Annotated in this window: 18 protein-coding genes and 1 tRNA gene; 8 read left to right on the top strand and 11 right to left on the bottom strand. The window is 61.9% G+C overall.

Going from position 1 to position 22,004, the window contains the following annotated elements; genetic code table 11:
• Nucleotides 1-41 precede the first annotated feature (41 nt).
• The 4 genes from J4D99_RS18025 to J4D99_RS18010 form a co-directional block, all read right to left on the bottom strand.
• Nucleotides 42-3,761: an AAA family ATPase gene (locus J4D99_RS18025; RefSeq protein WP_208133138.1), complete on the bottom strand. Its 3,720-nt coding sequence runs from the start codon at nt 3,759-3,761 to the stop codon at nt 42-44.
• A 68-nt stretch (nt 3,762-3,829) separates the two neighbouring features.
• Complete coding sequence (locus tag J4D99_RS18020) at nt 3,830-4,360, bottom strand: hypothetical protein (protein WP_208133137.1); 531 nt, start codon at nt 4,358-4,360, stop codon at nt 3,830-3,832.
• 277 nt (nt 4,361-4,637) lie between these two features.
• Nucleotides 4,638-5,909 (bottom strand): exonuclease SbcCD subunit D C-terminal domain-containing protein, encoded by a 1,272-nt coding sequence (locus J4D99_RS18015; RefSeq protein WP_208133136.1) that lies wholly within the window; start codon nt 5,907-5,909, stop codon nt 4,638-4,640.
• A 201-nt stretch (nt 5,910-6,110) separates the two neighbouring features.
• Nucleotides 6,111-7,463: an O-antigen ligase family protein gene (locus tag J4D99_RS18010; RefSeq protein ID WP_208133135.1), complete on the bottom strand. Its 1,353-nt coding sequence runs from the start codon at nt 7,461-7,463 to the stop codon at nt 6,111-6,113.
• 459 nt (nt 7,464-7,922) lie between these two features.
• Here J4D99_RS18010 and J4D99_RS18005 point away from each other — a divergent pair, with 459 nt between their 5' ends.
• Nucleotides 7,923-8,330, top strand: a complete 408-nt coding sequence (locus J4D99_RS18005) for a hypothetical protein (protein ID WP_208133134.1) — start codon at nt 7,923-7,925, stop codon at nt 8,328-8,330.
• Between the two features lie 87 nt (nt 8,331-8,417).
• Here J4D99_RS18005 and hscA read toward each other — a convergent pair whose 3' ends face one another.
• Nucleotides 8,418-10,292, bottom strand: coding sequence for a Fe-S protein assembly chaperone HscA (hscA, locus tag J4D99_RS18000; protein ID WP_208133133.1), 1,875 nt, complete (start codon nt 10,290-10,292; stop codon nt 8,418-8,420).
• A 362-nt stretch (nt 10,293-10,654) separates the two neighbouring features.
• On the opposite strand from hscA, the gene J4D99_RS17995 reads away from it, so the two are divergent.
• The 3 genes from J4D99_RS17995 (at nt 10,655) to J4D99_RS17985 (ending at nt 13,878) form a co-directional block, all read left to right on the top strand.
• Entirely contained in the window at nt 10,655-11,491 is an 837-nt protein-coding gene (locus J4D99_RS17995; protein ID WP_208133132.1) for a murein L,D-transpeptidase catalytic domain family protein, read from the top strand.
• Between the two features lie 127 nt (nt 11,492-11,618).
• Nucleotides 11,619-12,470, top strand: a complete 852-nt coding sequence (locus J4D99_RS17990) for a murein L,D-transpeptidase catalytic domain family protein (protein ID WP_208133131.1) — start codon at nt 11,619-11,621, stop codon at nt 12,468-12,470.
• Between the two features lie 319 nt (nt 12,471-12,789).
• Nucleotides 12,790-13,878, top strand: a complete 1,089-nt coding sequence (locus tag J4D99_RS17985; RefSeq protein WP_208133130.1) for an NYN domain-containing protein — start codon at nt 12,790-12,792, stop codon at nt 13,876-13,878.
• Between the two features lie 90 nt (nt 13,879-13,968).
• Here J4D99_RS17985 and J4D99_RS17980 read toward each other — a convergent pair whose 3' ends face one another.
• Together J4D99_RS17980 and J4D99_RS17975 are read right to left on the bottom strand one after the other, a co-directional pair.
• Nucleotides 13,969-14,127 carry a hypothetical protein gene (locus J4D99_RS17980; RefSeq protein WP_208133129.1) on the bottom strand — a complete coding sequence of 53 codons (159 nt, stop codon included), beginning with the start codon at nt 14,125-14,127 and terminating at the stop codon, nt 13,969-13,971.
• 117 nt (nt 14,128-14,244) lie between these two features.
• A complete protein-coding gene (locus J4D99_RS17975; protein WP_208133128.1) occupies nt 14,245-14,847 on the bottom strand; it encodes a hypothetical protein in 603 nt (200 codons plus the stop codon).
• Nucleotides 14,848-14,974: 127 nt separating this feature from the next.
• Between J4D99_RS17975 and thiL the strand changes: the two genes are divergently transcribed.
• A complete protein-coding gene (gene thiL, locus J4D99_RS17970) occupies nt 14,975-16,003 on the top strand; it encodes a thiamine-phosphate kinase (protein ID WP_208133127.1) in 1,029 nt (342 codons plus the stop codon).
• A gap of 184 nt (nt 16,004-16,187) precedes the next feature.
• On the opposite strand, the gene J4D99_RS17965 is transcribed toward thiL, so the two are convergent.
• From J4D99_RS17965 to rlmD, 3 genes are read right to left on the bottom strand one after another with little or no spacing between them, the layout of a single operon-like run.
• The gene (locus J4D99_RS17965; RefSeq protein WP_208133126.1) at nt 16,188-16,562 is read right to left on the bottom strand and encodes a hypothetical protein; all 375 of its coding nucleotides are present in this window, start codon (nt 16,560-16,562) and stop codon (nt 16,188-16,190) included.
• Nucleotides 16,563-16,577: 15 nt separating this feature from the next.
• A complete protein-coding gene (locus tag J4D99_RS17960) occupies nt 16,578-16,916 on the bottom strand; it encodes a hypothetical protein (RefSeq protein ID WP_208133125.1) in 339 nt (112 codons plus the stop codon).
• Nucleotides 16,913-18,358, bottom strand: coding sequence for a 23S rRNA (uracil(1939)-C(5))-methyltransferase RlmD (rlmD, locus tag J4D99_RS17955; RefSeq protein WP_208133124.1), 1,446 nt, complete (start codon nt 18,356-18,358; stop codon nt 16,913-16,915). The genes J4D99_RS17960 and rlmD overlap by 4 nt, the downstream gene beginning before the upstream one ends.
• Before the next feature lie 239 nt (nt 18,359-18,597).
• On the opposite strand from rlmD, the gene J4D99_RS17950 reads away from it, so the two are divergent.
• Complete coding sequence (locus J4D99_RS17950) at nt 18,598-19,398, top strand: SDR family oxidoreductase (protein WP_208133123.1); 801 nt, start codon at nt 18,598-18,600, stop codon at nt 19,396-19,398.
• 116 nt (nt 19,399-19,514) lie between these two features.
• Nucleotides 19,515-20,966 carry a hypothetical protein gene (locus J4D99_RS17945; RefSeq protein WP_208133122.1) on the top strand — a complete coding sequence of 484 codons (1,452 nt, stop codon included), beginning with the start codon at nt 19,515-19,517 and terminating at the stop codon, nt 20,964-20,966.
• A gap of 111 nt (nt 20,967-21,077) precedes the next feature.
• On the opposite strand, the gene J4D99_RS17940 is transcribed toward J4D99_RS17945, so the two are convergent.
• Entirely contained in the window at nt 21,078-21,785 is a 708-nt protein-coding gene (locus tag J4D99_RS17940; protein ID WP_208133121.1) for a hypothetical protein, read from the bottom strand.
• Nucleotides 21,786-21,930: 145 nt separating this feature from the next.
• Between J4D99_RS17940 and J4D99_RS17935 the strand changes: the two genes are divergently transcribed.
• A tRNA-Lys gene (locus J4D99_RS17935) sits at nt 21,931-22,003 on the top strand.
• The last annotated feature ends 1 nt before the right edge of the window (nt 22,004 follow it).

Here is a 22,004-nt window from a genome sequence, read left to right as displayed (position 1 = left end):
ACGAGAAGCATGAGGGGCTACCTCGTAACCGCCGTTGCTACTCACCCTGCGCACTCAATTTCGGACCCTAGCACATCGACCACGCGCACGGTGCTGTTGCCACCGGCGCCGGGCTGCACCCGTATCTGGGTGCCGATGCGCTCCTTGAGGTCGGCCACGTGCGAGATGATGCCAATCATCTTGCCCGAGTGCTGGAGGCGCTCCAGCGCATCGAGGGCCGTGTTGAGCGAGTCGGGGTCGAGGGTGCCAAAGCCTTCGTCGATAAACAGCGACTCGATGCGCGCCTTGTAGCCGGCCAACTCGCTTAATCCCAGCGCCAGGGCCAGGCTTACCAGGAAGCTCTCGCCACCCGAAAGCGAGGCCATCGGCCGGATGGTATCGGCTTGGTCGTGGTCGATGATTTGCAGCTCCAGGTTGCGGTTGGGCGTTTTGAAGATGGTGTAGCGGCCCGTGAGCTGGCGCAGGCGCAGGTTGGCTAGCCGGGCTAGGTGGCTGAGCGTGAGGCCCTGGGCAAACTGACTGAACTTGTCGCCCTTAGCCGAGCCAATTTGCTCGGCCAGGTCTTGCCAGCGCTGCTCTTCCTGCTGGCGCAGCTGGAGCTCGCGCAGGCCCTCGGCCAGCAGCTGGCGGGCGGCATCATCTTGCACCAGCTGGTTGCTGACGGCCCCTAGTTTCTGCTGCAAAATATCATTGGCGGCAGCCAGGGCGCTGAGCTGGGCTGATAGCGCGGCGGCGCTCAGGGGCGTGAGGCCAGCCTCGGCGTGGTGCTGCTGCTCGGCCGTGAGGTCGGCCAGGCGGCGGTTGGCGGCGGCCGTAGCCGTGAGGTGGTCCTGGCGACGCTGGTGCAGGCGGGCGGCCTCCGGGGCGGGCAGCAACAGCGCCTGGGCTTCGGCCGCGTCGGCAAAGCCGGCGGCGGCCAGCGCGGCAGCTAGCTCGGCCTGGCGCTCGGCGTAGGCCATGCGGTGGGTGGCTAGCTGCGTTTGAATTGAGGCGTAGGCATTTTGCTTGATAGCCAGCTCTTGCTGCTGCTGGGTGTGCTGCTGCTCGGCTTGCTTGGCAGCTTCGGCTAGCTGCTGGGTGTGTCGGCGCAGCTGCTCGGCCTCGGTAGCCGGGTCGGCGCCGGCGTAGTGCGCCAGGCGGGCGGCCTGCTGCTGCTCAAGGGCTAGCTGCTGGGCGGCAAGGTCTTCACTATCGGCAGTTAGCTTCAGCTGCTGGTCTGTTAACTGGTCGCGGCGGGCTTTGTGCTGGGTTGCGCGCTCTAGCTCGTCTTTGCGCCCGGCTTCGAGCCGCGCGCGCTGCCCTTCGTAGTGCGTGGCGCGCTCTTCAAGCGTGGCCAGCAGTCCATCGTAGGGCGGTCGGGGTGGTAGCGCCAATTGGTGCGGGCGCAGGATGTCTTGGATAGTGCTTTGGTAAATCTCTGCCTGCTCGCGCCACTCCGTCAATTCGAGCGACAGCTTGTTTATTTCCAGCGTATTCGCCTCCTGGCGCTGCATCAGCAGGCGAATCTCGCCCTGCGCATCGGTGGCCGACTTACCGGCGGCCAGGTATTTTTCGCGCAGCAGGGCTAGCTTTTCGTCCAGGGTAGCAAGCCGGCGGCGGTTGGCCACGGCAGCGGTGTGGGCGGTAGTAGCTGCAGTTAGCAGCTCGCGCACGGCCGCTGGGTCGGCCGGCTGGGGTGGGGTGGGAGCTAGCAGGGCGGCCACCTCCTGGGCTTGGTGACGGGAGGTGACGGCGGCCTCGGTAGCTTCCTGATGCTGACGCTGGCGCTGGCTTTGCTCGGTTTGGCGGCGCGTCACTTGCTGGGCTAGGGCACGCAGCTCGGCGTCGAGGTCGGCTAAGGCCTGCTGCTGGGCGGCCACGCGTTGCTCCTGCTCATTGGCATCGGCCGCAAAATCAGCGTCGAAAGCGTGTTCCAGGGCCCCGCACAGCGGGCAGGGCTGGCCGGGCTGCAGCTGCTGGCGGTGGGTATTCAGGTCGGCTAGGGCTTGCTGCGTGCGCAGTTCGCGCCGCAGGCTTTCCAGCAGGCGCTGGCCATCGGTCTGGCGCACTTCGAGGTGGCGCACTGCGGTTTCGGCCGTTGCCAATGCTGGCGCTTCTTGCCGAAGCTGGCCGGCTAGCTCGTCGGCGCGGGTCTGGTGCTCGTGTGCCGCCACGGCCAGTGGCAGCAGCTGCTGAAGGCCCTGCAGGTAGCTGGTGAGGTCGTCGGCGCGCTGCGCCAGCTCGGCGGGCGTGGTGTCGTGCAAGAGCGCATCGCGCTCGGTGCGGCACGGTTGCCCCTCGTCCTTAACAGCTTGCTGCTGGGCTAGCGCCTCAGTTTCGAGCTGCCGCTGGCGGTTGAGGTCGGCGGCTAGGGTCTGCTGCAGCTTGAGCAGCTCACTGCGCCGGGCTTCCCGGGTGGCGGCTTCCTTCTGAGCGCCTTGCAAGTCAATAATCTCGCGGCTTAATTCGTTGAGCTGGCTTTTTAAGTCCACCTCGTGGCTGTGCGCAATCAGCCAGCTTTCCAGGGTAGTGTGCTGCTCGGCCAGGCGCTGCAGCTCCTGGGCCTGCTGCTGCCAGGTGGCCTCGGCCTGCTGGTAGGCGGCCTGGTTTTGCGTGTGCGCAACCTGGCTTTTGTGCAGCTGTTGGCGCGTGGTGGCAATGGCAGCGTCCTGTGTCCGGGCAGTTTCCAGCAGCGGGCGCATGTCGTCTTCCCGGCTTTTAGCGGCGAGGTGCGCCGTAGTCGCTTCTTGCAACGCGGTAGCGGCGGTAGTAGTGGCCGTGGCCAAGCTGGGCAGGGCTAGCTGCAGCTGCGCCAGCTGCTCGGTGCTGCGTTGCAGCGCCTGCTGGGCCACTTCGGTGAGAGCCAGGGGCGTGGCCAGCTCCTTGGCGTTGGCGCGCTCGTGGCCCGCCAGCCGGGCAAAGTCGGGCTGCAAGGCAGCGTCGGCCTGGCGCAGGGTTTCTACTTCGCGGGTAGTGTCGCGCAGCTGCTTGTCGAGCTGGTCGAGGATAGTGCGCCAGGTCAGGCACACATTCAGCTCCTGCTCTTCTTCGTGGTGTTGCTCGGCTTGCTCGCTCAGGGCATCGAGCTGGGCTTCCAGGGCAGCGCGCTCTTCCTCGGTGAGTAGGCGGGTGGCGTCGAGGCGGGCAGCCAGCAGCTCGGTTTTTTGCTTTTCCTCCTTGGCTTTCTCAAACGCGGCCACCGATAGCCGCGAGTAGATACCCACGTTGGTCATCTTTTCGAGCAGGGCGCTACGCTCCTTCTCGGGCGCGTGCAGGAAGCGTGCAAACTTGCCCTGGCTCAGCAACACTGCCTGCTCAAACTGCCCAAAATCAAGCCCCGATAGCTCGCCCACCTTGGCCGGCACTGCTTCCTTGCCACTAATCACGGCCTCGCCCGAAGGACTGAAAACCAGGGTCATGGCATCCTGGCCCAGCCCGCCTTTGTCTTCGCCGCGGGTTTTGCGCTTCACCTCCCAGCGCGAGCGGTAGCGCACGCGCTGCGTATGGCCGGTGTCGGGGTTGGTTTCGTGCACCTCAAACTCAACTTCTGAAAACGCGGCTGGCGCGTGGCGACTCACCATCTCGCCCACCTGGCGGTCGTGGCGCGGCACCCGGCCATAGAGGCCCACCGCAATGGCATCGAGCAGCGTGCTCTTGCCGGCGCCGGTAGGGCCCGTAATGGCAAATAAGCCCGTATCGGCCAGCGGCGCCGCGTCGAACCGGATGTGGTATGGCCCCGGCAGCGAGTTGAGGTTGGCAAAGCGCAGGCTGATAATCTTCATACCCAAAAATACGCCCGCCGCGGCGCTGCTGGCCGGGGCAGGCGTATTTTTTAGCGCGGATGGCTAGTCTACTTAGCGGGCGCACTCGGCGCGGCGGCCTGTTGGCGGCGGGCGTCTTCGGCCATATAATAGGCCATTTCCTGCTGGTAGGGGTGCAGGTCGAAGCCCGGCTTGGCGCGGGCCACCCCCATAGCGGCCTGCTGAATGGCGGCGCGCTGCTCGGGGGGGCATACCGGGCCGGTGGGGCTGGCCAGCATGGCCGCGTGGCAGGCGTCGAGCTGCGCTTCGAGGGTGGTAATTTGCTCGGCAGCCTGCTTGGGCAGCTGGGCGGCGGGTGTGCGGTGCATGACCAGTTCGGTGGGAGCTGCCCAGCCGGCAGCGTTGCGCTCGGCGGCTGCCTGGTTGGCCAGGTTCTGAGCCGCTGCTTGCTGCTGCGCGGCTTTTTGCTCGGGCGTGAGCTTCGCCGACCGCGACGCCCCGATGGCCGAGCTGACGCCAATGCCAACCAAGCGCCCTAGCAGCAGTGCGGCCTGCGCCTGGGCGGTTTGCGCGGCGCCTAGCCCTAGCAGCAGGGCAGTAGAGAGTACCAGTTTCTTCATGCTAAAGCACTGAGGGTTGTAAAGTAAAGAAGGTAAGGAATACAAAACTTAAGCAAGATAGAAACAAAGCAGAGCGTGCACGTTACGCTAACCAGTGCCTGGCCCGCAAGGCTAAGCGAAGCCGGCGCCCGTGAAGTACCTGCGGCTCTCTGCTATTCGGCCTCGGCCCAGGCGGCAACCGGTCAGTCGGTTTCCAGTCGTCTTACCGGTTCATTCAACGAAATTTCTACCAAGACTCGCGGCTAGCCTCAGAGCAGATAAGGCTGGGTGAACGAGGCTAGCCAGCAAATTCCTCGCCGCCCCAGGCCAGCGGGTCGGCCTCGGCTAGCAGCTGCCGCAGCTCGCGGAAGGTGGCCGTGAGCTGCGCCGCGCGCTCGGGCGGCAGGCCCGCTACACGGCGGCTAAATACCTCCTCCACCGTGAGTTGGTGCAGGTGCTCAAGGGGTGCCTCGGAGGCCGGGCCGGCCATGTCGGGTGCCTCAGTGAGGCGGTGCTGGCGCACGCCGCGCGGGGCCAGCACTTGGGCACGGCGCTCTTTGAGAGCCGCTTGCACGCGGCGCTGCACCTCGGGCGAGGGCTCATCAGAGCGCACCAGCACATCGGCCCAGGCTACCAGTCTAAAACCTTCGTTATCAAAGGCTAGAATAGCCGCTTCTACCTCATCGAGCTCGCCGTGAAAGCGTTGCAGCCGCCGGGTAACCGGCACGGGCAGCGGCGTAATGGTGGGTACCCCGGCCCCAGCAAAGTCGAGCAGCAGTACCTGCTGCTTATCGTCGGCCTCGGTAAAAGAGAGCGGCACCGGCGAGCCCGAGTAGCGGATGTGGGCCCGGCCACCCACCACCTGGGGGCGGTGCAGGTGCCCTAGCGCTACGTAGTCGAAGGTGGCGGGAAAGTGCTCAGCCGCAATCACCCCCAGCCCGCCGATGTGCACATCACGCTCAGCACCCTCACGGGCTTCGCCGCCGGCCGCGTAGAGGTGGCCGGTAGCCAGCACAGGCACATCTTGCTCGCGCAGGCGGCGTACCAGGTCGTGCTCGCTCAGGGCCAGGTAGTGCCCGGCTATGCTGTCGCGGATGCGCAGCTGGCGCTCATCGGGCGTTTCGCCGGCCACGGCCAAGTGCAGGTCGCGGTCGCGCAAGAAGGGCACGGCGCACACCACCAGCCCCGGCCGGCCGCTAGCCCCAGGCAGTTCAATAAGTTGCTCGCTAGGGTCGGCAGGCACGCCGCCTACCACGTGAATGCGCAGCGCCCGTAGCAGCCGCCGGCTGGCATTGAGTAGGGTAGGCGAGTCGTGGTTGCCGCCCACTATCACCACATCGCGGCAGCCGGTGCCTTGCAGGCGCACCAAAAAATCGTAATACAACTCCTGCGCCGCGTGCGAAGGCGTAGTCGTGTCAAACACGTCGCCGGCCAGCACGAGCGCTTCTACGCCTTCGGCCTGCACGGTGGCCAGCAGCCAGTCGAGAAAAGCCCGCTGCTCGGTAAGGCGCTCCTGGCCGGTAAGAAAATGCTGGCCCAAATGCCAGTCGGCAGTATGCAGTACGCGCAAAACAAAAATCGAAAAGTACCTACCTAAAGATACGGCAAGATGGCTCGGTGGCTACCAGGCCACCGATAGCTTTCAGCGGCTAACCAGCCAGCACGCTGGCTAATAAAAATGAACTAAGCGCCCAGTAAAAGCGCAGCCGATGGCTCGGCAGCCGCGGCCCAACTTTTGGCAAACCGATTGGCAGCGTGTAGCTTAATGCTTTTAGTTGAGTAAAGGGCTGCTACTTTCTGCGAGCGCTTGTGCAGGCAAGGGCTGAGGAGCTGCGTAGGGCTGGGGGCGTGCGCAGTAGCGCTGCCAGCTCAGCACCAGCCAGAACAGCACAATCACGCGAGGCTCCTGCCAGAAGTCCTGGGCCAGGCTGTGCAGAAGAAAGAACGCGAAGTAAGCCAGCAGGCCTAGCTGCAGCAGGGGCATGGGGCGCCGCCGCAGGTGCGGCAGCAGCTGCACCAATGGGTAGCCCAGCACCAGTAGCCCGGAGAGCAGCCCTAGCGCACCGGCCTCAACCAGCCAGTCGAGGTAGAGGTTGTGCGCGTTCATGCGCTGCTGGGTGTCGAGATAAATGGGGTGGCTGGGCGTGTGCCGCACATAGTCGAGGTAGCGGTCGGGGAAGGTGCCCGGGCCAATACCCAATACAGGGGTTTCATGAAACAGCTGCAAGCAAAATTTCCAGCGGTTTAGCCGCTCAGCATTAGAGTCGTTGGCCGGCGAAAAGTCTTGGACCGTGCTCATCTCCTGCAGCAAGGGCGTATTGTGCAGCGAGGCATTATCGTGTATATGGGTCATTATCTGCCATACGCCCGCTATCAGCAGGCCGGCACTTGCCCACACCAGCAGCAGGCGCCGGCTCGCGGCCCACCTGGTGTAGGCCAGCAGCAGCCCCGCCTGTAGCAGCAGCGAGCAAAACGAGGCCCGCGAAAAGGAGAAAGCTACTACGAGCAGCACTACCGTGAGCCCAGCGGCTACCAGCAGGCGCCGGAGGCCGGCCTGCGCCCATCCACACCCTAGCAGCAGCAGGTTTAGGGCTAGGATAAGGGGCTCTAGCTGCACCGTAAGGTTAGTGTGGCCGTTAGCCGAAAACGGCTGGGCAATGGAGTAGGAGATACTGAAGGAAAAACCCGTTTGCAGGTGCCGAATCACCACATAGCCTACTAGCAGGAAGGTGCCCAGTGCCAAGGATGCGCCAGCCCGGCGCCACTCGCGGCCTGTTAGCTCCAGCACCTTAGGTAGGGCATAGCCTGTCAATAGATAAAGTACCAGCGATAAATAATACTTGGTTGATACCAGCTTATTATCAGAAAGCAGGGTAGCCAGCAGCAAAACGGCAAAATGCATCCCTAGCAAAAGGTCGAGCCGGTTATAGCGGGTGGGCCAGCGCAGCCAGCCTACTAAGAGCCCCAGGGCCAGCCCTCCGGCAGTAACGACCATCAGCGGCTCAGAAACGAGGGTCAGGCCTACGTGCCAGTTCGGGGAAAACCACTCTACTGATAAGGGTATACTCACCAGCGTGATATAAAACAGGCTAAGCAGTATTTCCCGGTAGCGAGCTGGATTCATAGGAAAAAGGATAGGGCAGCAGGGGCGAGGCTACTATAGCTAGTGGCTCGTTGCGTGCCTTGGAGCGAGAGAGTAAATTTTAAGACTAGCAAATTTATGTCTACTTATGGGTAAGCGCTCAGCTAATTTGTCAGCCGATTCATGACCATTTTATGAGCATTAGCCGGAAGCTGGGCGGCAAACCGCGAGCTGAACTCCTCAGCTGGCTTGGCCGCAAACAAAATGAGCCAGATGCTGCCGCCACTGCTCGGTTTGATTTGTGGCTCATTGATAGATGAGCATAAATAGCTGAAATATAGGTTTTTAATATGCTATTATTTAGTACGAAAGCCAATGGTTGGCTCAGGTTTATCAACGATTTTTCAGCTCTTTACACTGGTGCCACGTACAGCTAATTGCCCCGGCAGCCATTGGCCGCGAGGGGCTCGCACTCCGGCATCTCCCTTTCCATATCAAATTATGAAATCCAGCTATCTTCTCGCCGCGACCCTTCTGGGGCTAGGCCTCAGCTTTTCGGCTCATGCCCAAACGCCCGTAGTGGGCGCCCCTGGCGCCATGAGCACGCCCGGCGCCCCCGCCACGCCCGCTGCGGGCATTGGCACCATCGTGCCAGGCCAACCGAGTGCGGCTGCGCCCGGCACCGGCGTAGGCTCCGTTATCGGCACTACGACCACGCCGCCTGCTGCCGGCGCGCCTATGGGCACTACCGCCTTTCCTGGCGGTGTGCCTGCTCGCCGGGTCGATGCCGGCGCATTGCGCACCAACCAGCCGGTAGGTAGCCCGGCTGCCGCAGAATCACCGTCTGCGCGGCGCCTCAACAGCCGGGCCCGCACCACTAACACAAATACTTCCACCCCGCGCCCCTAAGCGCGAGGCAGCAGTTAGCGAAATCAAACGAAAAATCCCCGGCTACTGCTTCAAGTAGCCGGGGATTTTTAGGTACTGCACTACCCGTTAGCCTATTTTTTTGCCGCTCATGGCCTGCTTGATGGAGATATTCATCACCCGCTCGGCGAAGGGGCGAGTTAGCTCATCGAGCTCATCCATACGCTTGAGAATGAGGTCGCGGTCGGCGCTGGCCAGGGCTAGCCGCAGCTCGTCGGTTTTGGCCGTGGTAGCGCTCACCTCGGCGGCTTCGAGGTGCTCGGCATTCTTTTTCAAGAAGCGCTCTACCTGATAGAGCAGCTGCTCGGCAGCGGTGCGGGCCTCAATGAGCAAGCGGGCGGCCACGTCCTGCTTTGCATTGGTGAGCGAGTCCATCAGCATCTGCTCTACCTGCTCATCGGTGAGGCCGTATTGGGGCTTTATATCAACCTGCTGGCGGGTGTTCGAGCGCAGCTCAATGGCCTCGACGCGCAAGATGCCGTCGGCGTTGAGGAAGAAATTGACGTCGATTTTGGGCAGGCCGGCCGGCATGGCCGGGATGCCCGTGAGCACAAACTCCCCCAGCTTGCGATTCTCGCCAACCAGGTCGCGCTCACCCTGATACACGCCGATTTTCAGGTTCACCTGCCCATCCACGCTCGTCGTATACTGGCGCCCGGCCTTGGTCGGAATCTTGGAATTGCGCGGAATAATAGCATCCATGAGCCCGCCCAGCGTTTCGATGCCCAGCGTGAGCGGCGTCACGTCGAGCAGCAGCACGTCGCGGCGGTTGCCGGCCAGAATATCGGCCTGAATAGCCGCACCCAGCGCCACTACCTCATCGGGGTTGAGCGAGTTGTTGGCCGGCTGGCCGAAGAACTTCGACACTTCGTCGTACACCAGCGGCACGCGCGTGGAGCCGCCTACCAGCAGCACAGCCTGGATGGCGGCGGGGGCTAGCCCGGCATCGGCCAGCGCCTGGCGGCAGGCCGCCATAGTACGCTCAACCAGCGGGCGAATAAGCCCATCGAACTCGGCGTGGGTGAGCGTGACCACCGTCACGTTTTCGTCGCCGTCGATGAGCTGAGTGGTGAAGTCGTCGTGCTGGCTGAGGTAGCGCTTGGCCATCTCGGCGGCCAGGCGCAGCTGCTGCTGCAGGGCCGGCACTTCCTTGAAAGCCGGGGCTAGCGGGAATTTTTCTAGCCAGTGCTCCACCACGGCGCGGTCCATATCGTCGCCGCCCAGCCAGGTGTCGCCGTGGGTGCTCAGCACCTCAAAGATGCCCTGGTGCAGGCGTAAAATGCTGATATCGAAGGTGCCACCGCCGAGGTCGTACACGGCCACTGTCTTTTCTTCGCTAGGGTCGAGGCCGATGCCATAGGCCAGGGCGGCCGCGGTGGGCTCGTTCACGATGCGCAGCACCTCGAGGCCCGCCAGGCGGCCGGCGTCGCGGGTGGCCTGGCGCTGCGAGTCGTTGAAATAAGCCGGCACCGTAATCACGGCGCGGCGCACCGGCGTTTTGAGGGCGTGCTCGGCGCGGTGGCGCAGCTCGCGCAGGATGTCGGCCGACAGCTCGATGGGGGAGTAGAAGCGCTCACCCACGCGCACTTTCACGAGGCCCTCGGTGTCGTCGTCGATGACTTTATACCCTAGCTGGCCGGCGTGCTGGCCCAGGTCGCGGTAGCTTTTACCCAGCAGGCGCTTCACCGAATAAATGGTGTTTTGCGGGTCGGAGAGCAGAAAGTCTTTGGCCTCGTTGCCGATGAGTGGGGCGCTGCCATCGGCCGGAAAGTGAACGACCGATGGCACGATGGTGCCGCGGCCCAGGTCGTTGATGGCCGCCGGCTGGCGGGTTTCGGGGTGCACGTAGGCCACCAGCGAGTTGGTGGTGCCCAGGTCAATACCCACAATCAGCTCTTCCTGCTGAATGGCGCCGGTGGCGAGGTTGATGGCAACTTTAGCCATAAGTATGAACGAAGGGCCACGCGTGCGCCGCCCCAAAAACAAGTGAAATAAACTGCCGCCCGGCCCGCAAAAGTACGCCCGGCGGCGGAGGCCCGGCCCGGTAGCTGGCCAATAGGTAGTAAGCCCGAACGGCCCAAAAAGTTGCGGCCGGGGGCCAGGTGGTCGTTTGGCTGGTGTCAGCAAGCGCTTTCTCACCCGGCAGCATGCTAAACGCGCCCACTCAAAAAGAAGAGTTTGTGACAGCGCAGCCAATCCGCCCCGTTGCGCGCCCTATTGCTTAAAGGGCAACGGCAGCTTTTTTAAAGTTCAAAGTAGTGGCGCCAGCGCCCGCTAGCTGTATTTTTGAGTGAATGAGCACTCGTATGCAATTACCCAAAGCCGCTGTTTGGATGGGGCTAGCTGCCCTGGGGCTGCCGCTGCTGAGCGGCTGCTCGCGCGCCAGCCACGCTGAAGGCAGCGCCGACCAGCTGGCCAGCCGGCCGGTAGCGGCCCTGGCCCCGGCTCCGGCCGCCCTGCCCGACTCGCTGCGTCCCAGCCCGGTGGCCGCCGTGGCCGGGGTGCCCGATACACTGCACCAGGCTATTGCCCGGTTGCACCAGGCGCTGGGCCCGGCCGCTGCCGACCTGCGCCCCGAGGTGCTGGAGCAGGCCTGCGTGGGCTACCTCATCCTGCACCACACCGGCCGCATCGAGCGGAGCGGCGTGCTGGCTGTGGCCGACATGGACCTGCCCAATACCACTGAGCGCCTGTGGGTGATTGACTTACAAAATGCCAGTGTGCTGCACCGTAGCCTGGTGGCCCACGGCCAGGGTTCGGGCCACCTGCGCGCGCGGCGCTTTTCTAATGTGGAAAGCTCGGCGTGCACGTCACTGGGCTTTTACCGTACCTCGGGCACCTACGATGGTGTGCATGGCTACTCGCGCCGCCTGCAGGGCTACGATAAAGGCGAGAATACCAACGTATTTGACCGCTACATTGTGCTGCACGCCGCCGACTATGCCAGCCCCGACTATGTGCGTCAGCACGGCCACCTGGGCTACAGTCAGGGCTGCCCGGCATTGCCCCCCGCGCAGTACAAAGCCATTATCAGCACCCTGCGCACGGGCAGCATGCTGCTGGTGAGCGGGCCGGGGCTGGCCTCGCGCTGGCTCGATGGGCCGGCCGCCGGGCGGCGCTTTGTGCAGCGCGGCTGGCGCTAGGTAGGGAATTTTTTGCGCTAAGGAAGCGTTAATTATTATCTTAGCTAACGACGCTGCGTATAACAACGCCGGAAGGCTAGCCGAATACCAGAGTAGCTTCCAACGATTCTTTCACGCCGAATTTGTCATGAAAAAGCATCATCATTCCAGCGTCGTTCAACGCCAGCGCGATGGTCGCCGGCGCTCGCAGCGCCTGATGCGGCGCGTGCTGCCGTTTGTGGCTTCGTTGTTTTTGGCAACGCCACTGGCCGGCCCACTGCTCAAGTCGTCGGCCCACGCGCCAACGCACCTGGCTGCTGCGCCTAAAGCTGTAGCTGCCACACCGCTAGCCCGTTTCGATGCCACGCTGCGCGAAACGTATAACCGCCTTGGTGCCGAGCAGCAGGGTCTGCGCTTTGAAGTGTTTCAGAAGGCCATGACCGGCTACCTCAACCTGCGCGAAACCGGCCACCTCGCCGCCGACCAGCAGCACCTCACGGTAGTAGATTTTGACCTGCCCTCGACTGAGAAGCGCCTGTGGGTGCTCGACCTGGCCAACGATAAAATCGTGTTTCATACCCTGGTGGCTCACGGCCACAACTCGGGCGAAAACGGGGCTAGCCAGTTCTCGAACACCAACGAGAGCAACATGAGCAGCCTTGGCTTTTACGTAACCGGGAGCGAGTACGAAGGTAAGCATGGCCACTCGCTGCGCCTCCAGGGCCTCGATGAAGGCTTCAACACCAACGCCTTTGCGCGCTCCATTGTGATGCACGGTGCCGACTACGTAAGCGAAAGCTTCATCAAGCAAAATGGTCGCCTGGGCCGCAGCCTGGGCTGCCCCGCCCTGCCGCTCGACCAATATGCCCAGATTATCGACGCGGTGCAGGGCGGTAGCTGCCTGTTCCTCAACAAGTCAGACGCCGGCTATACGTCGAAGTATCTGAACCAGGACATTGCCCTGGCCGCGCTGTCGCTGAAGCCGGCTAGCAATTCGTAAAAGACGATTCTCTTATCAAAAAAGCCTCTTTCTGCGCGGGAAGAGGCTTTTTTGTTGGCCAGGGCCAGCCGCCGCCAAGTAGCGCGACTGCGCAACGACACCGGCCGCAGTGTTGCAGCAAAGGAGCCAAGCGCAGAAAAAACGGGGTATAAGGGGCACCCTAGCCGGGAGCGGCAGTGCTTTTGGCTAGGGTGCCCGGCTCTTGGCCCAGGCTTTTGTGCGCCGCTAGGCAATTGCGGCCGACCTTTGCCGCACTCGCTCTTTCCATTGTCGCTCACTAGGTTATGTAGTCGCGCGGCGGCCTTCTTATCTACTAATAATGTCTACTTCAACTACTTTCTCGGCGGTGCCATCGGCCACGGCTGTTTCGCCCTATGCCGCCGTGTTTATCGATTTTGAGAACGTTTACTACTTTCTCAAAAACCACTACCTCGACCCGCACGACCCCCACGACTACGCCCTCGACCTGGTACGGGCCCTGCGCGATGCCCTCAAGCGTGAGCACGGCCTCGACTCGCTGGTACTCAATGCCTACGCCGACTTCGACAAGATACCTACCGGCCCGCAGGGCCCACTCTACCTCATGGGCGTGAGCACGCGCAACGTGCTGGGCACCGACCACAAAAATGCGGCCGACATGCAGCTCTGCATCGATGCGCTCGAAGTGCTCTATACCCGTCCCGCCATCGGCACGTTTGTGCTCGTGGCCGGCGACCGCGACTACATTCCGGTGCTGCAGCACCTGCGCCGCCAGGCCCGGCAGGTGAAAGTGGTAGGCTTCCGCGAAAGCGTATCGGGCGACTTGCTGCAGATGCTGGGCCAGGAGCACTTCATCGACGCCCGCCAGTTGCTGCCCGCCGAGCGCCTCCAAGCCCTCGAAGACCACCGCACCGCCCGCCAGCAGCAGGGCGAAGAAATGCGCCGCCTGCGCGAGCAGGGGCTGGCCGGCGCCCGGCAGGCTGCCCATGCTAGTGGTACCTCTGCTGCTGCGGCGCAGGCCGAAAATGGGGCTAGCCCTGCCGCGCCCGTGCGGCCTAGCCAGCCGGCCCGCCCCAGCCTGATGGACCAGCTCTTGCAAGAGCCGCCGGTCACGTTCGCGCCCATCCGGCGCATCACGCGCACCGATGAGCGCCGGGTGCTGGAGTTCTTATTGCAGCAGGCACAAAAATTCAGCAGCCAGCAGGCTACGCCCGAAATCTGGGCTAGCCCATTCCTGCGCCGCCTCACCGATGTGCTGCCCGAGCTGCCCGACTGGGAGCGCCGCCAGCTGCTCAACCAGCTGCGCGACGCTGGGGCCGTGCGCCTCGAAAAGCGCGAGGGCGAGCCGCACCCGTTCTCGGTTATTCTTATCAACTACCAGCACCCCGACGTGCGCGAGCTAAACCCCGGCCCGGTCGAAGAAAAGTAGCTGCTTAACTATTTATGTTGAAATAAGAAAGGCCGTCATGCTGCGCTTGTCGAAGCATGACGGCCTTTCTGAATTTGTTGAAGCAGTTGCCTAGCTGGGGCCGCCGGTGGGCGTGGTAGTCGTGGTTTTATTGCCGCACTTGCTGGGCTTGGGGTCGCATTTTTTATCGTGGTCGAAGCACGAGGTGAGCGCGAAGCTCACGAGCAGGGCTAGCAGCGGCAGGCGCAGATAAGTAAAGCGTTGGGGCATGAGCAGAGGGTTTTGGAAAAAAGTGTCGGGGGCTACGCTGCTTCATCCAGCACCAGGCCGGGCGTGGCAACGGAGCCAAAAGGTACGCATTTTTCGCTAAATCCCAACACCTTCAGCCTATTGGCTCAGCTCGAAGAGCGGCAGCGGCTGCAAGCCGGCATATTTGCCGCCCATTTTTTGCAGCTCTTCGCCGTGCACCTGCAAGTAGTTGTTGTAGGCCTTGGCGGCGGCATCGTAGTGGGCGCGGTAGCTCACCACGTTGGCATCGGCCAGCTGAATGGCCTCCACATAGTCGCGCACGCGCTCGGAGGGCGCGTTGCCATCAGGCGCGGCAATAGGCAGCACTATTTTCAGCACCGAGTCCTGGGCCGCATCGTAGCGGTCGATGAGGGCCGACGAGGCCATGGTGCGGCGGTCGTAGCGCTGCTTGGGCAGGCGGGCGCGAGCGGCGCGCAGGCTGGCCAACTGCGCCTGGTTGGCACCGGGGTACTTGCTCATGTCTTGCAGCAGCTCGCGCAGGTCGTCGTTCTTTTTGTCGTCGCTGGCCATCATGCGTCTCCAGTTCACGTCGGCCGAGTCGCGCAGAATATCAAATTGAGCCCGCACGGCGGCCGGCGAAGCCGGGCTTTCGGCCGTGGCGGTGGCATTTTTGGTAGCGTCGGGCTTGCACATGGGCAGCACCGCGAGCACGAGGAGGCTAGCGCAGAGAAGAGCTTTCATAAAAACCAAACGACAAACCCGGTAGTAATAATGCACGGCCGGGGTGCTCAAATTTACGGCCCCGGCCGGTGGCCCGCCAGGGCCTGTACCTTTGTAGCCCGATTCTTTCGCTCGTTTTCTCGATTTTATGGCTGATTTAACGCCCCTATCCCAGCTCGGCGAGTTTGGCCTCATCCGCCGCTTGCAGCGCGACATTGCGCTTACGCAGCCTAGCACCGTACTTGGTATCGGCGACGACGCCGCCATTCTGGCCCCGCCAGCCGGCCACGAAATCGTGGTTTCTACCGATTTGCTGGTCGAAGGCGTGCATTTCGACCTGTCTTTTTCGCCCCTGCGCCACTTGGGCTACAAGGCCATTGCCGTGAACGTATCGGATGTGGCGGCCATGCTCGCCACCCCTACGCAGGTGGTCGTTGGCCTTAGCCTGCCCAGCCGCTTCACCGTAGAGGCGGTTGAGGAGCTGTACGCGGGTATGCGCCTGGCCTGCGAAGCCTATGGCATCGACCTGGTGGGCGGCGACACCACTGGCAGCCGCACCGGCCTCATTATCAGCGTCACGGCGCTAGGGCAGGTAGAAGCCGGCAAAGCCGTGCGCCGCTCGGGTGGCAAGCCCACCGATATTTTGTGCGTGACGGGCGACCTTGGCGGGGCCTACCTGGGCCTGCAAGTGCTGGAGCGCGAAAAGCAAGCCTTCCTGGCCGACCCCGACACCCAGCCCGAGCTCGACAACTACAACTACGTGGTGCAGCGCCAGCTCAAGCCGGAAGCCCGCCTCGACGTGGTGCACGAGCTGCGCGAACTGGGGGTGCACCCCACCGCCATGATTGACATCTCCGACGGGCTAGCCTCCGAGGTGCTGCACCTGTGCGCCGCCAGCGGCACCGGTGCCCGCGTGTTCAGCGAATACCTGCCCCTAGCCAACCCCACGCTTGAAGCGGCTGCCGAGTTTAACCTCGACCCCATCATGGCCGCCCTCAACGGCGGTGAAGACTACGAGCTGCTATTCACCATTCCCGTCACGGACCACGCCAAGATTAAGAACCACCCCGATATCACCGTCATCGGTCACCTCACCGAGCACCACGACGCTGTGAATTTGATAACGAAGGGCGGCCAGGCCGTGCCGCTGCAAGCGCAGGGCTGGGAGCATTTCTGAACCACGGATTCGGACGGATTTTTCGGATTAGTCGGATTTTGTGGACGATTTTTCCATAACAATTTCTGCTAGTCCTGCTCTAAAGCTAACAGGAAGAAAGGCTACCTAACAGGTAGCCTTTCTCCGTTTTATTGTCCACAAAATCCGACTAATCCGAAAAATCCGTCCGAATCCGTGGTTCAGATTAATCCTCGGGGTAGGGGATGTACACGAAGTTCGTAAACTCCTCATCCACCACCAGCAGGCAGCAAAACTCATCCGGGTTTTTCCAGGTGCCGGTGAAGTCCTCGATTTTCTCGGGGTCCACGATGCCTTGCTGGGCTAGTATTTCGAGGTAGCTGGCGAAGACGTGCCACTGCAATTCCTGCTCGTCGGCGTTGATGAGCAGGCTGCCGAGCTGCACCGCCTGCCGGGCAAAAACGAACACCGGGTACTGCGAAATCTCGCGCTTGCGGATTTGGTAGGAAGCTTCCTTGATGGTGTCGGAGGCGGTAGCAAAATCCTTGGTAATCGTGCCCAGGTATTTGCCGTTTAGCTCGGGGTCGTTGAAGTAGTCCATGTTATAGGGGCATAATTAAGCTGGCGTTGCAATTCTTTCAAGCGAAGCAACAGCGTCAAGGTATCTTTCGGGTACTACAAACATTGTGTAGCACTGCTGACAGACCCAAGTGTGGTCTGCATAATAGCCGCTATTATCTGCCACTTCTGGAGCGCGATTGGCAATAACTCCCCAGCATATTTCACAGTGAACATGTGAGAAGTCATCGTAAATTTCAGAGTAGAGTTTAGGGGAAAAGTTGTCTTTCTCTCGTAACGCTTCCTCAATATTCTTAATGAGGTAGTTTAATTCGAAATCACCGCGATTAGGTACTCGAACCCAAGCCTCATTCTTATTTTGAATAGGCTTCCTCATTGTAGATTAATTGCATATTTCAATTCCAGCAGCACCACGTTCTCCACGTGGTGAGTGTGCGGGAACATATCCACCGGCTGCACGCGGGTCACTTTATACACCTCGTCGAGCAATTCTAAATCGCGGGCCTGAGTGGCGGGGTTGCAACTGATGTAGACGACGCGGGGGGCGCGCAGCTCCACGAGGCGCTTCACTACGTCTTCGTGCATGCCGGCGCGGGGCGGGTCGGTGATGATGACGTCGGGGTGGCCGTGGTGGTTGGTGAAGGCCTCGGTGAGCATGTCCTTCATATCGCCGGCGAAAAACTCGGTGTTGGTCACGCCATTGATATCCGAGTTTACGCGGGCGTCGAGCACGGCCTGCTCCACGTATTCCACGCCGACGACCCTAGCGGCCTGGCGGGCTACGAAGTTGGCGATGGTGCCGGCCCCGGTGTAGAGGTCATACACGAGGTCGGTGGGCTTGATTTCGGCGAACTCGCGAGCCACTTTGTAGAGGTTGTAGGCGCCGGCCGAGTTGGTTTGGTAAAACGACTTGGGGCCGATGCGGAAGCGCAGGCCTTCCATCTCCTCCTCGATGTAGGGCTTGCCTTTGTAGCACACCACGTCGAGGTCGTGGAAGGTCTCGTTGCCCTTATCGTTGAGCACATAGTTGAGCGAGGTAATCTGCGGAAACTTCGCGTACACCGCATCAAGCAGCGGCTCGATGGCCTGGTGCTGGCGGTAGCATTGCAGAATCACCATCGTTTCGCCGGTGCTCTCGGCGGTGCGGATGATGAGGTTGCGCAGCAGCCCGGTTTGCTTGATGATGTTGCCAAAGCGCAGCATGTTCTCCCGCGCATAGTCGCGGATGAAGAGGCGGATTTCGTTGCTCGGCTCGGGCTGCAAGTGGCAGTGTTCCACGTCGATAATCTTATCAAACCGGCCCGGCGTGTGGAAGCCCAGCACGCGGCGGTCGTACTGCGCGGCTTCGTCCTTAATCTGCTCCTCGGTAAGCCAACCCATAAAGCTGAACGTGTATTCGAGCTTATTGCGGTAGTATTTCCGCTCGGGCGAGCCCAGTATCTGGCGCACTTCCGGAATCTCGACCTTGCCGATGCGCTGCAGGGTATCGACCACCTGCTGGTGCTTGGCGCGCAGCTGGGCGTCGTAGCTCAGGTGCTGCCACTTGCAGCCGCCGCAGGTGCCGAAGTGCTGGCAAAAGGGCGTGGTGCGCAGCTCCGAATACTTGTGGTAAACCGTGGGCGTGGCCTCCATAAACCGCTTGTGGGCTTTGCTGATGCGCAAATCCACGATGTCGCCGGGCGCGGCATTATTAACAAAAACAACGAGATTGTTGATTTTGACCATGCACTTGCCCTCGGCCACCATCTCTTGAATCTCAATGTTCTGGAGGGCTTCGGGCGGAATAGAATTGGCGAGTTTAGTAGCTTTGCTAGGCATGTCTTTGGGCAGTAAAAGGCCACAAAGGTACTAGGCGGGCCGGCCGGGTTATCTGCACCACGGATTCGTTCGGATTTTTCGGATTACTCGGTTTTTGTGGACGATTACCCTGCTCGAGAGTCTACGGGCCAGCTGCTGAAGCAGAAAGTTGAGGCCGTTGCGCCGCCAAGGCTAGCCCCGGCTGTAGGTTTGCAGTTCGGGGCCTAGCCATCGAATTACTGACTTTCTGTTTTTGCGCAATGACAACCAGCGTAGTTTTGATTACGGGCGGCACCTCGGGCATTGGCCGGGCCTGCGCCCTGGAGTTTGGCCGGGCCGGGGCTAGCGTGGTCATCACCGGCCGCGACGCAGCCAAGCTGGCCGCTACGGCCGCCGAGCTCACGGCGGCCGGCATCCAGCACCGCACCGTGCAGGGCGATGTAGGCGTACTGGCCGATGCCAACCGCGCCGTGGCCGACACCATAGCCGCCTTCGGCCGCCTCGATGTGCTCATCAACAACGCCGGCCTGAGCATGCGGGCAAAGTTTGCCGATGTAGACGTGAAAGTGCTGGAGCAGCTCATGCAAACCAACTTTTTCGGCACCGTGTACACCACCAAGGCCGCGCTGCCGCACCTGCTGGCCAGCAAGGGCACGATAGTGGGCATCAGCAGCATTGCCGGCTACCGGGGGCTGCCGGGCCGCACTGGCTACTCGGCCTCCAAGTTTGCCATGAACGGCTTTCTTGAAGCGCTGCGCACCGAGCTGCTGCCCCTGGGCGTGAACGTGCTCACGGCCGCGCCCGGCTTCACGGCCTCCAACATCCGCCACACGGCCCTGCTCGCCAACGGGCAGACCCAGAACGACACCCCGCGCGACGAAGGCAAGATGATGACCAGCGAGGAGGTTGCCCAGCACCTGCGCCGCGCCGTGGAGCAGCGTCAGCGCACCCTGGTACTCACCGGCCAAGGCAAATTGACGGTTTTTTTAAATAAGTGGCTACCGGGCCTGACTGATAAGCTGGTACTAAATAATTTCCGCAAGGAAGAGGGCGATTTCTAGTGCGTAGGGGCTAGCGCCTCACACGAGGTTCATTTTTCTGAACGGTCCTTTGCCGGTCTTGCGCTTCCGTTTCGGGTGCGCAGGGCCGGTTTTTTGTATCCCACTTTCCCGTTCAAATGAAGCAATTATTATCCCCCGCCGTCCTCGGCGCGGCTTTTCTAGCGCCGGCGTTGGCCGTGGCCCAGGTTAATCCCTCGCCCGACCAGCAGCCCACCCAAACCCAGGCTGAGCAGGCTACCCAGCAGCCGCAAAACCCGCCGGCGCCCAACTTCTTTCTCAAGGATGGCAAGCTGCCGCTGAACGCTGACGCCAGCCGCTACGTCAAGTTCACCCTGCTCAACCAGGTGTGGATGCGCTACAACGAAAGCAACCCCGGCACCACCGTAGGCGGCTACAACGCGCCCAATACCTACGACATCGGCATCCGGCGCTTCCGCATTCAGTTCTATGGCCAACTCACCGACCGCGTGTTCATCTACTCGCAGATTGGTATTAACAACCTCAGCTACAATGCTGACCGCAAAAGCGGCGGCACGCCGGGGGCTAGCCAGAGCGGCACGGGCGGCTTCTTCCTGCACGATGCTGTGGCCGAATACGCCATCGTCAAAAACAAGCTCTCGTTTGGCGCCGGCCTGGGCGCCTGGAACGGGCTCGCCCGCTACGCCTCCTCGTCGGCGGGCACCATCATGGGCCTCGACTTGCCCACGCTGGAAGAAACCACCAACGACGTAAACGACCAGTTTGGCCGCAAGCTCAGCGTGTACGTCAAGGGCAAGCTCGGTAAGCTCGACTACCGCCTGGCCATTGCCAACCCGCTGCTCTACCAAAAAGCAGCCGGCTACGTGGCTAGCCCCGGCGCCAACGCCCAGTTTTCGAGTATGCCCCCCAAGCCGCAGTATCAGGGCTACTTCTCCTACCAGTTTAAGGACCAGGAAAGCAACCTGACGCCCTACACCGCTGGCACGTACTTCGGCAAGAAAAGCGTGTTTAACATCGGGGCGGGCTTCATTGTGCAACCCGAGGCCATGTGGTACACCCAAGGCAACCCCACCAGCGTGCAAACCAAGGCCATGCAGCAGTACGCCGTCGATGTGTTTTACGACGCGCCGCTGAGCACCGCGCCCGACGCGGCCAGCGTGAGCTTCTACGCCGCTGGCCTGCACTATGACTACGGCCCCGGCTACCTGCGCAACGGCGCGGCCATGAACCCCGCCACCGGCACTTCCAACCTGAGCAGCAACACCATCGGCGGCTTCGGCAACGCCTTTCCCGAATATGGCACCGGCAACTCCATCTATTCGCAGCTAGGGTATAAATTCAAGGATAACCTGGTGGGCACCACTACGTTTATGCCCTACGTGGCCTACCAGTATTCACACTACGCCCGCCTGGCCGACGATGTGAATTTCTACGATGCGGGCGTCAACTGGCTCATCTCCGGCCACACCTCCAAGTTTACGCTTTCTTACCAAAACCGTCCGTACTACATCACCAACGGTGCCGGTGAAAATGTAGTAGACTCGCGCCGCAGCGCCGTCATTCTGCAATACCAGGTGTATTTCAATTAAAGTAGAGCTAGCCCTCGTTTTCTTATTCCTTTATTCAAAAGCACGTCTTGCGTTGGCAAGACGTGCTTTTTTGTGGAGAATGCATCCCCGGTAAAGCCGCTAGGGCCGCTGCTATTCTACTACCAGCGCATCGGTGGCGCGCACATAGGCCACGCGGTCCTGCCAGCGCACGCGCAGCCAAATGTCGTCGTGGCCCAGCACCGGCAGGCGGTCGCCGGGCGCCGCCGTGCTGAGCCAGGTGGCGCCGGCGCCGGGCCCCGCCATGAGGGCTGCCCCGGCGCGCGTCACCACCCCCACTGGCTCGGGGCGTAGCAGCCAGAGGTAAACGCCCGTGCCTAGCAGGTAGACCCCATAGGCCAGCCAGGCGCCCGGCCGGGCGCGCTGCCGCCGCAGCAGTAGCACCACTGCCAGCAGCACGGCGCCGCTCAGCAGCGCCTGCAGGCCGGGGTAGTAGTAGCGCTGGGCTTGCACCCGTAGCTCTTGCTGCCAGGTAGTGGGGTAGCCCACCAGGCGCTGCCGCTGGGCCAGGCTAGCTAGCTGCTGCCAGGTGCCCAGGCGTGGTTGGCGCGCCTGGGCCAGGTTGAGGTAGAGCATTTCGGCCGCGTAGTGGCCTAGCTGGTGCTGGGTGTAGGCCATGCGCAGCAGCACGCGCGGCGATACCTGCTGCTGCCGCCATATCTGGGTGCGGTAGAGGGGAGCAGCCGCAGCATAGTGGCTTTTGGCAAACAGTAAATCGGCCTGCGCCAGGCTGGCAGTGGCTTGTGCCGACGCAGTGCCCGAAAAATTTATTTGCCCGCACGCCGTAGCCAACGCCCACAAAGGCAACTGGATAAGCAGCCACCACCGGCCTGCGCGGGATAAAGCAGCGGTTTCTTTTTGCGCCGGGGTTGTCAGATTCAAAATGTCGCCGTACTTTTGCACCCACAAAAACGGTAACGCACCGCGATTGTAGCACAAAGATATTGGTTCTGTAGCTCAGCTGGTAGAGCAGTACACTTTTAATGTACGGGTCCTGGGTTCGAATCCCAGCGGAGCCAC

Source organism: Hymenobacter sp. BT559, from assembly GCF_017571525.1.
GTDB classification, from domain to species: domain Bacteria; phylum Bacteroidota; class Bacteroidia; order Cytophagales; family Hymenobacteraceae; genus Hymenobacter; species Hymenobacter ginsengisoli.
The sequence above is the reverse complement of the archived record's forward strand: the minus strand, read 5'-3'. Positions and strand labels throughout refer to the sequence as shown.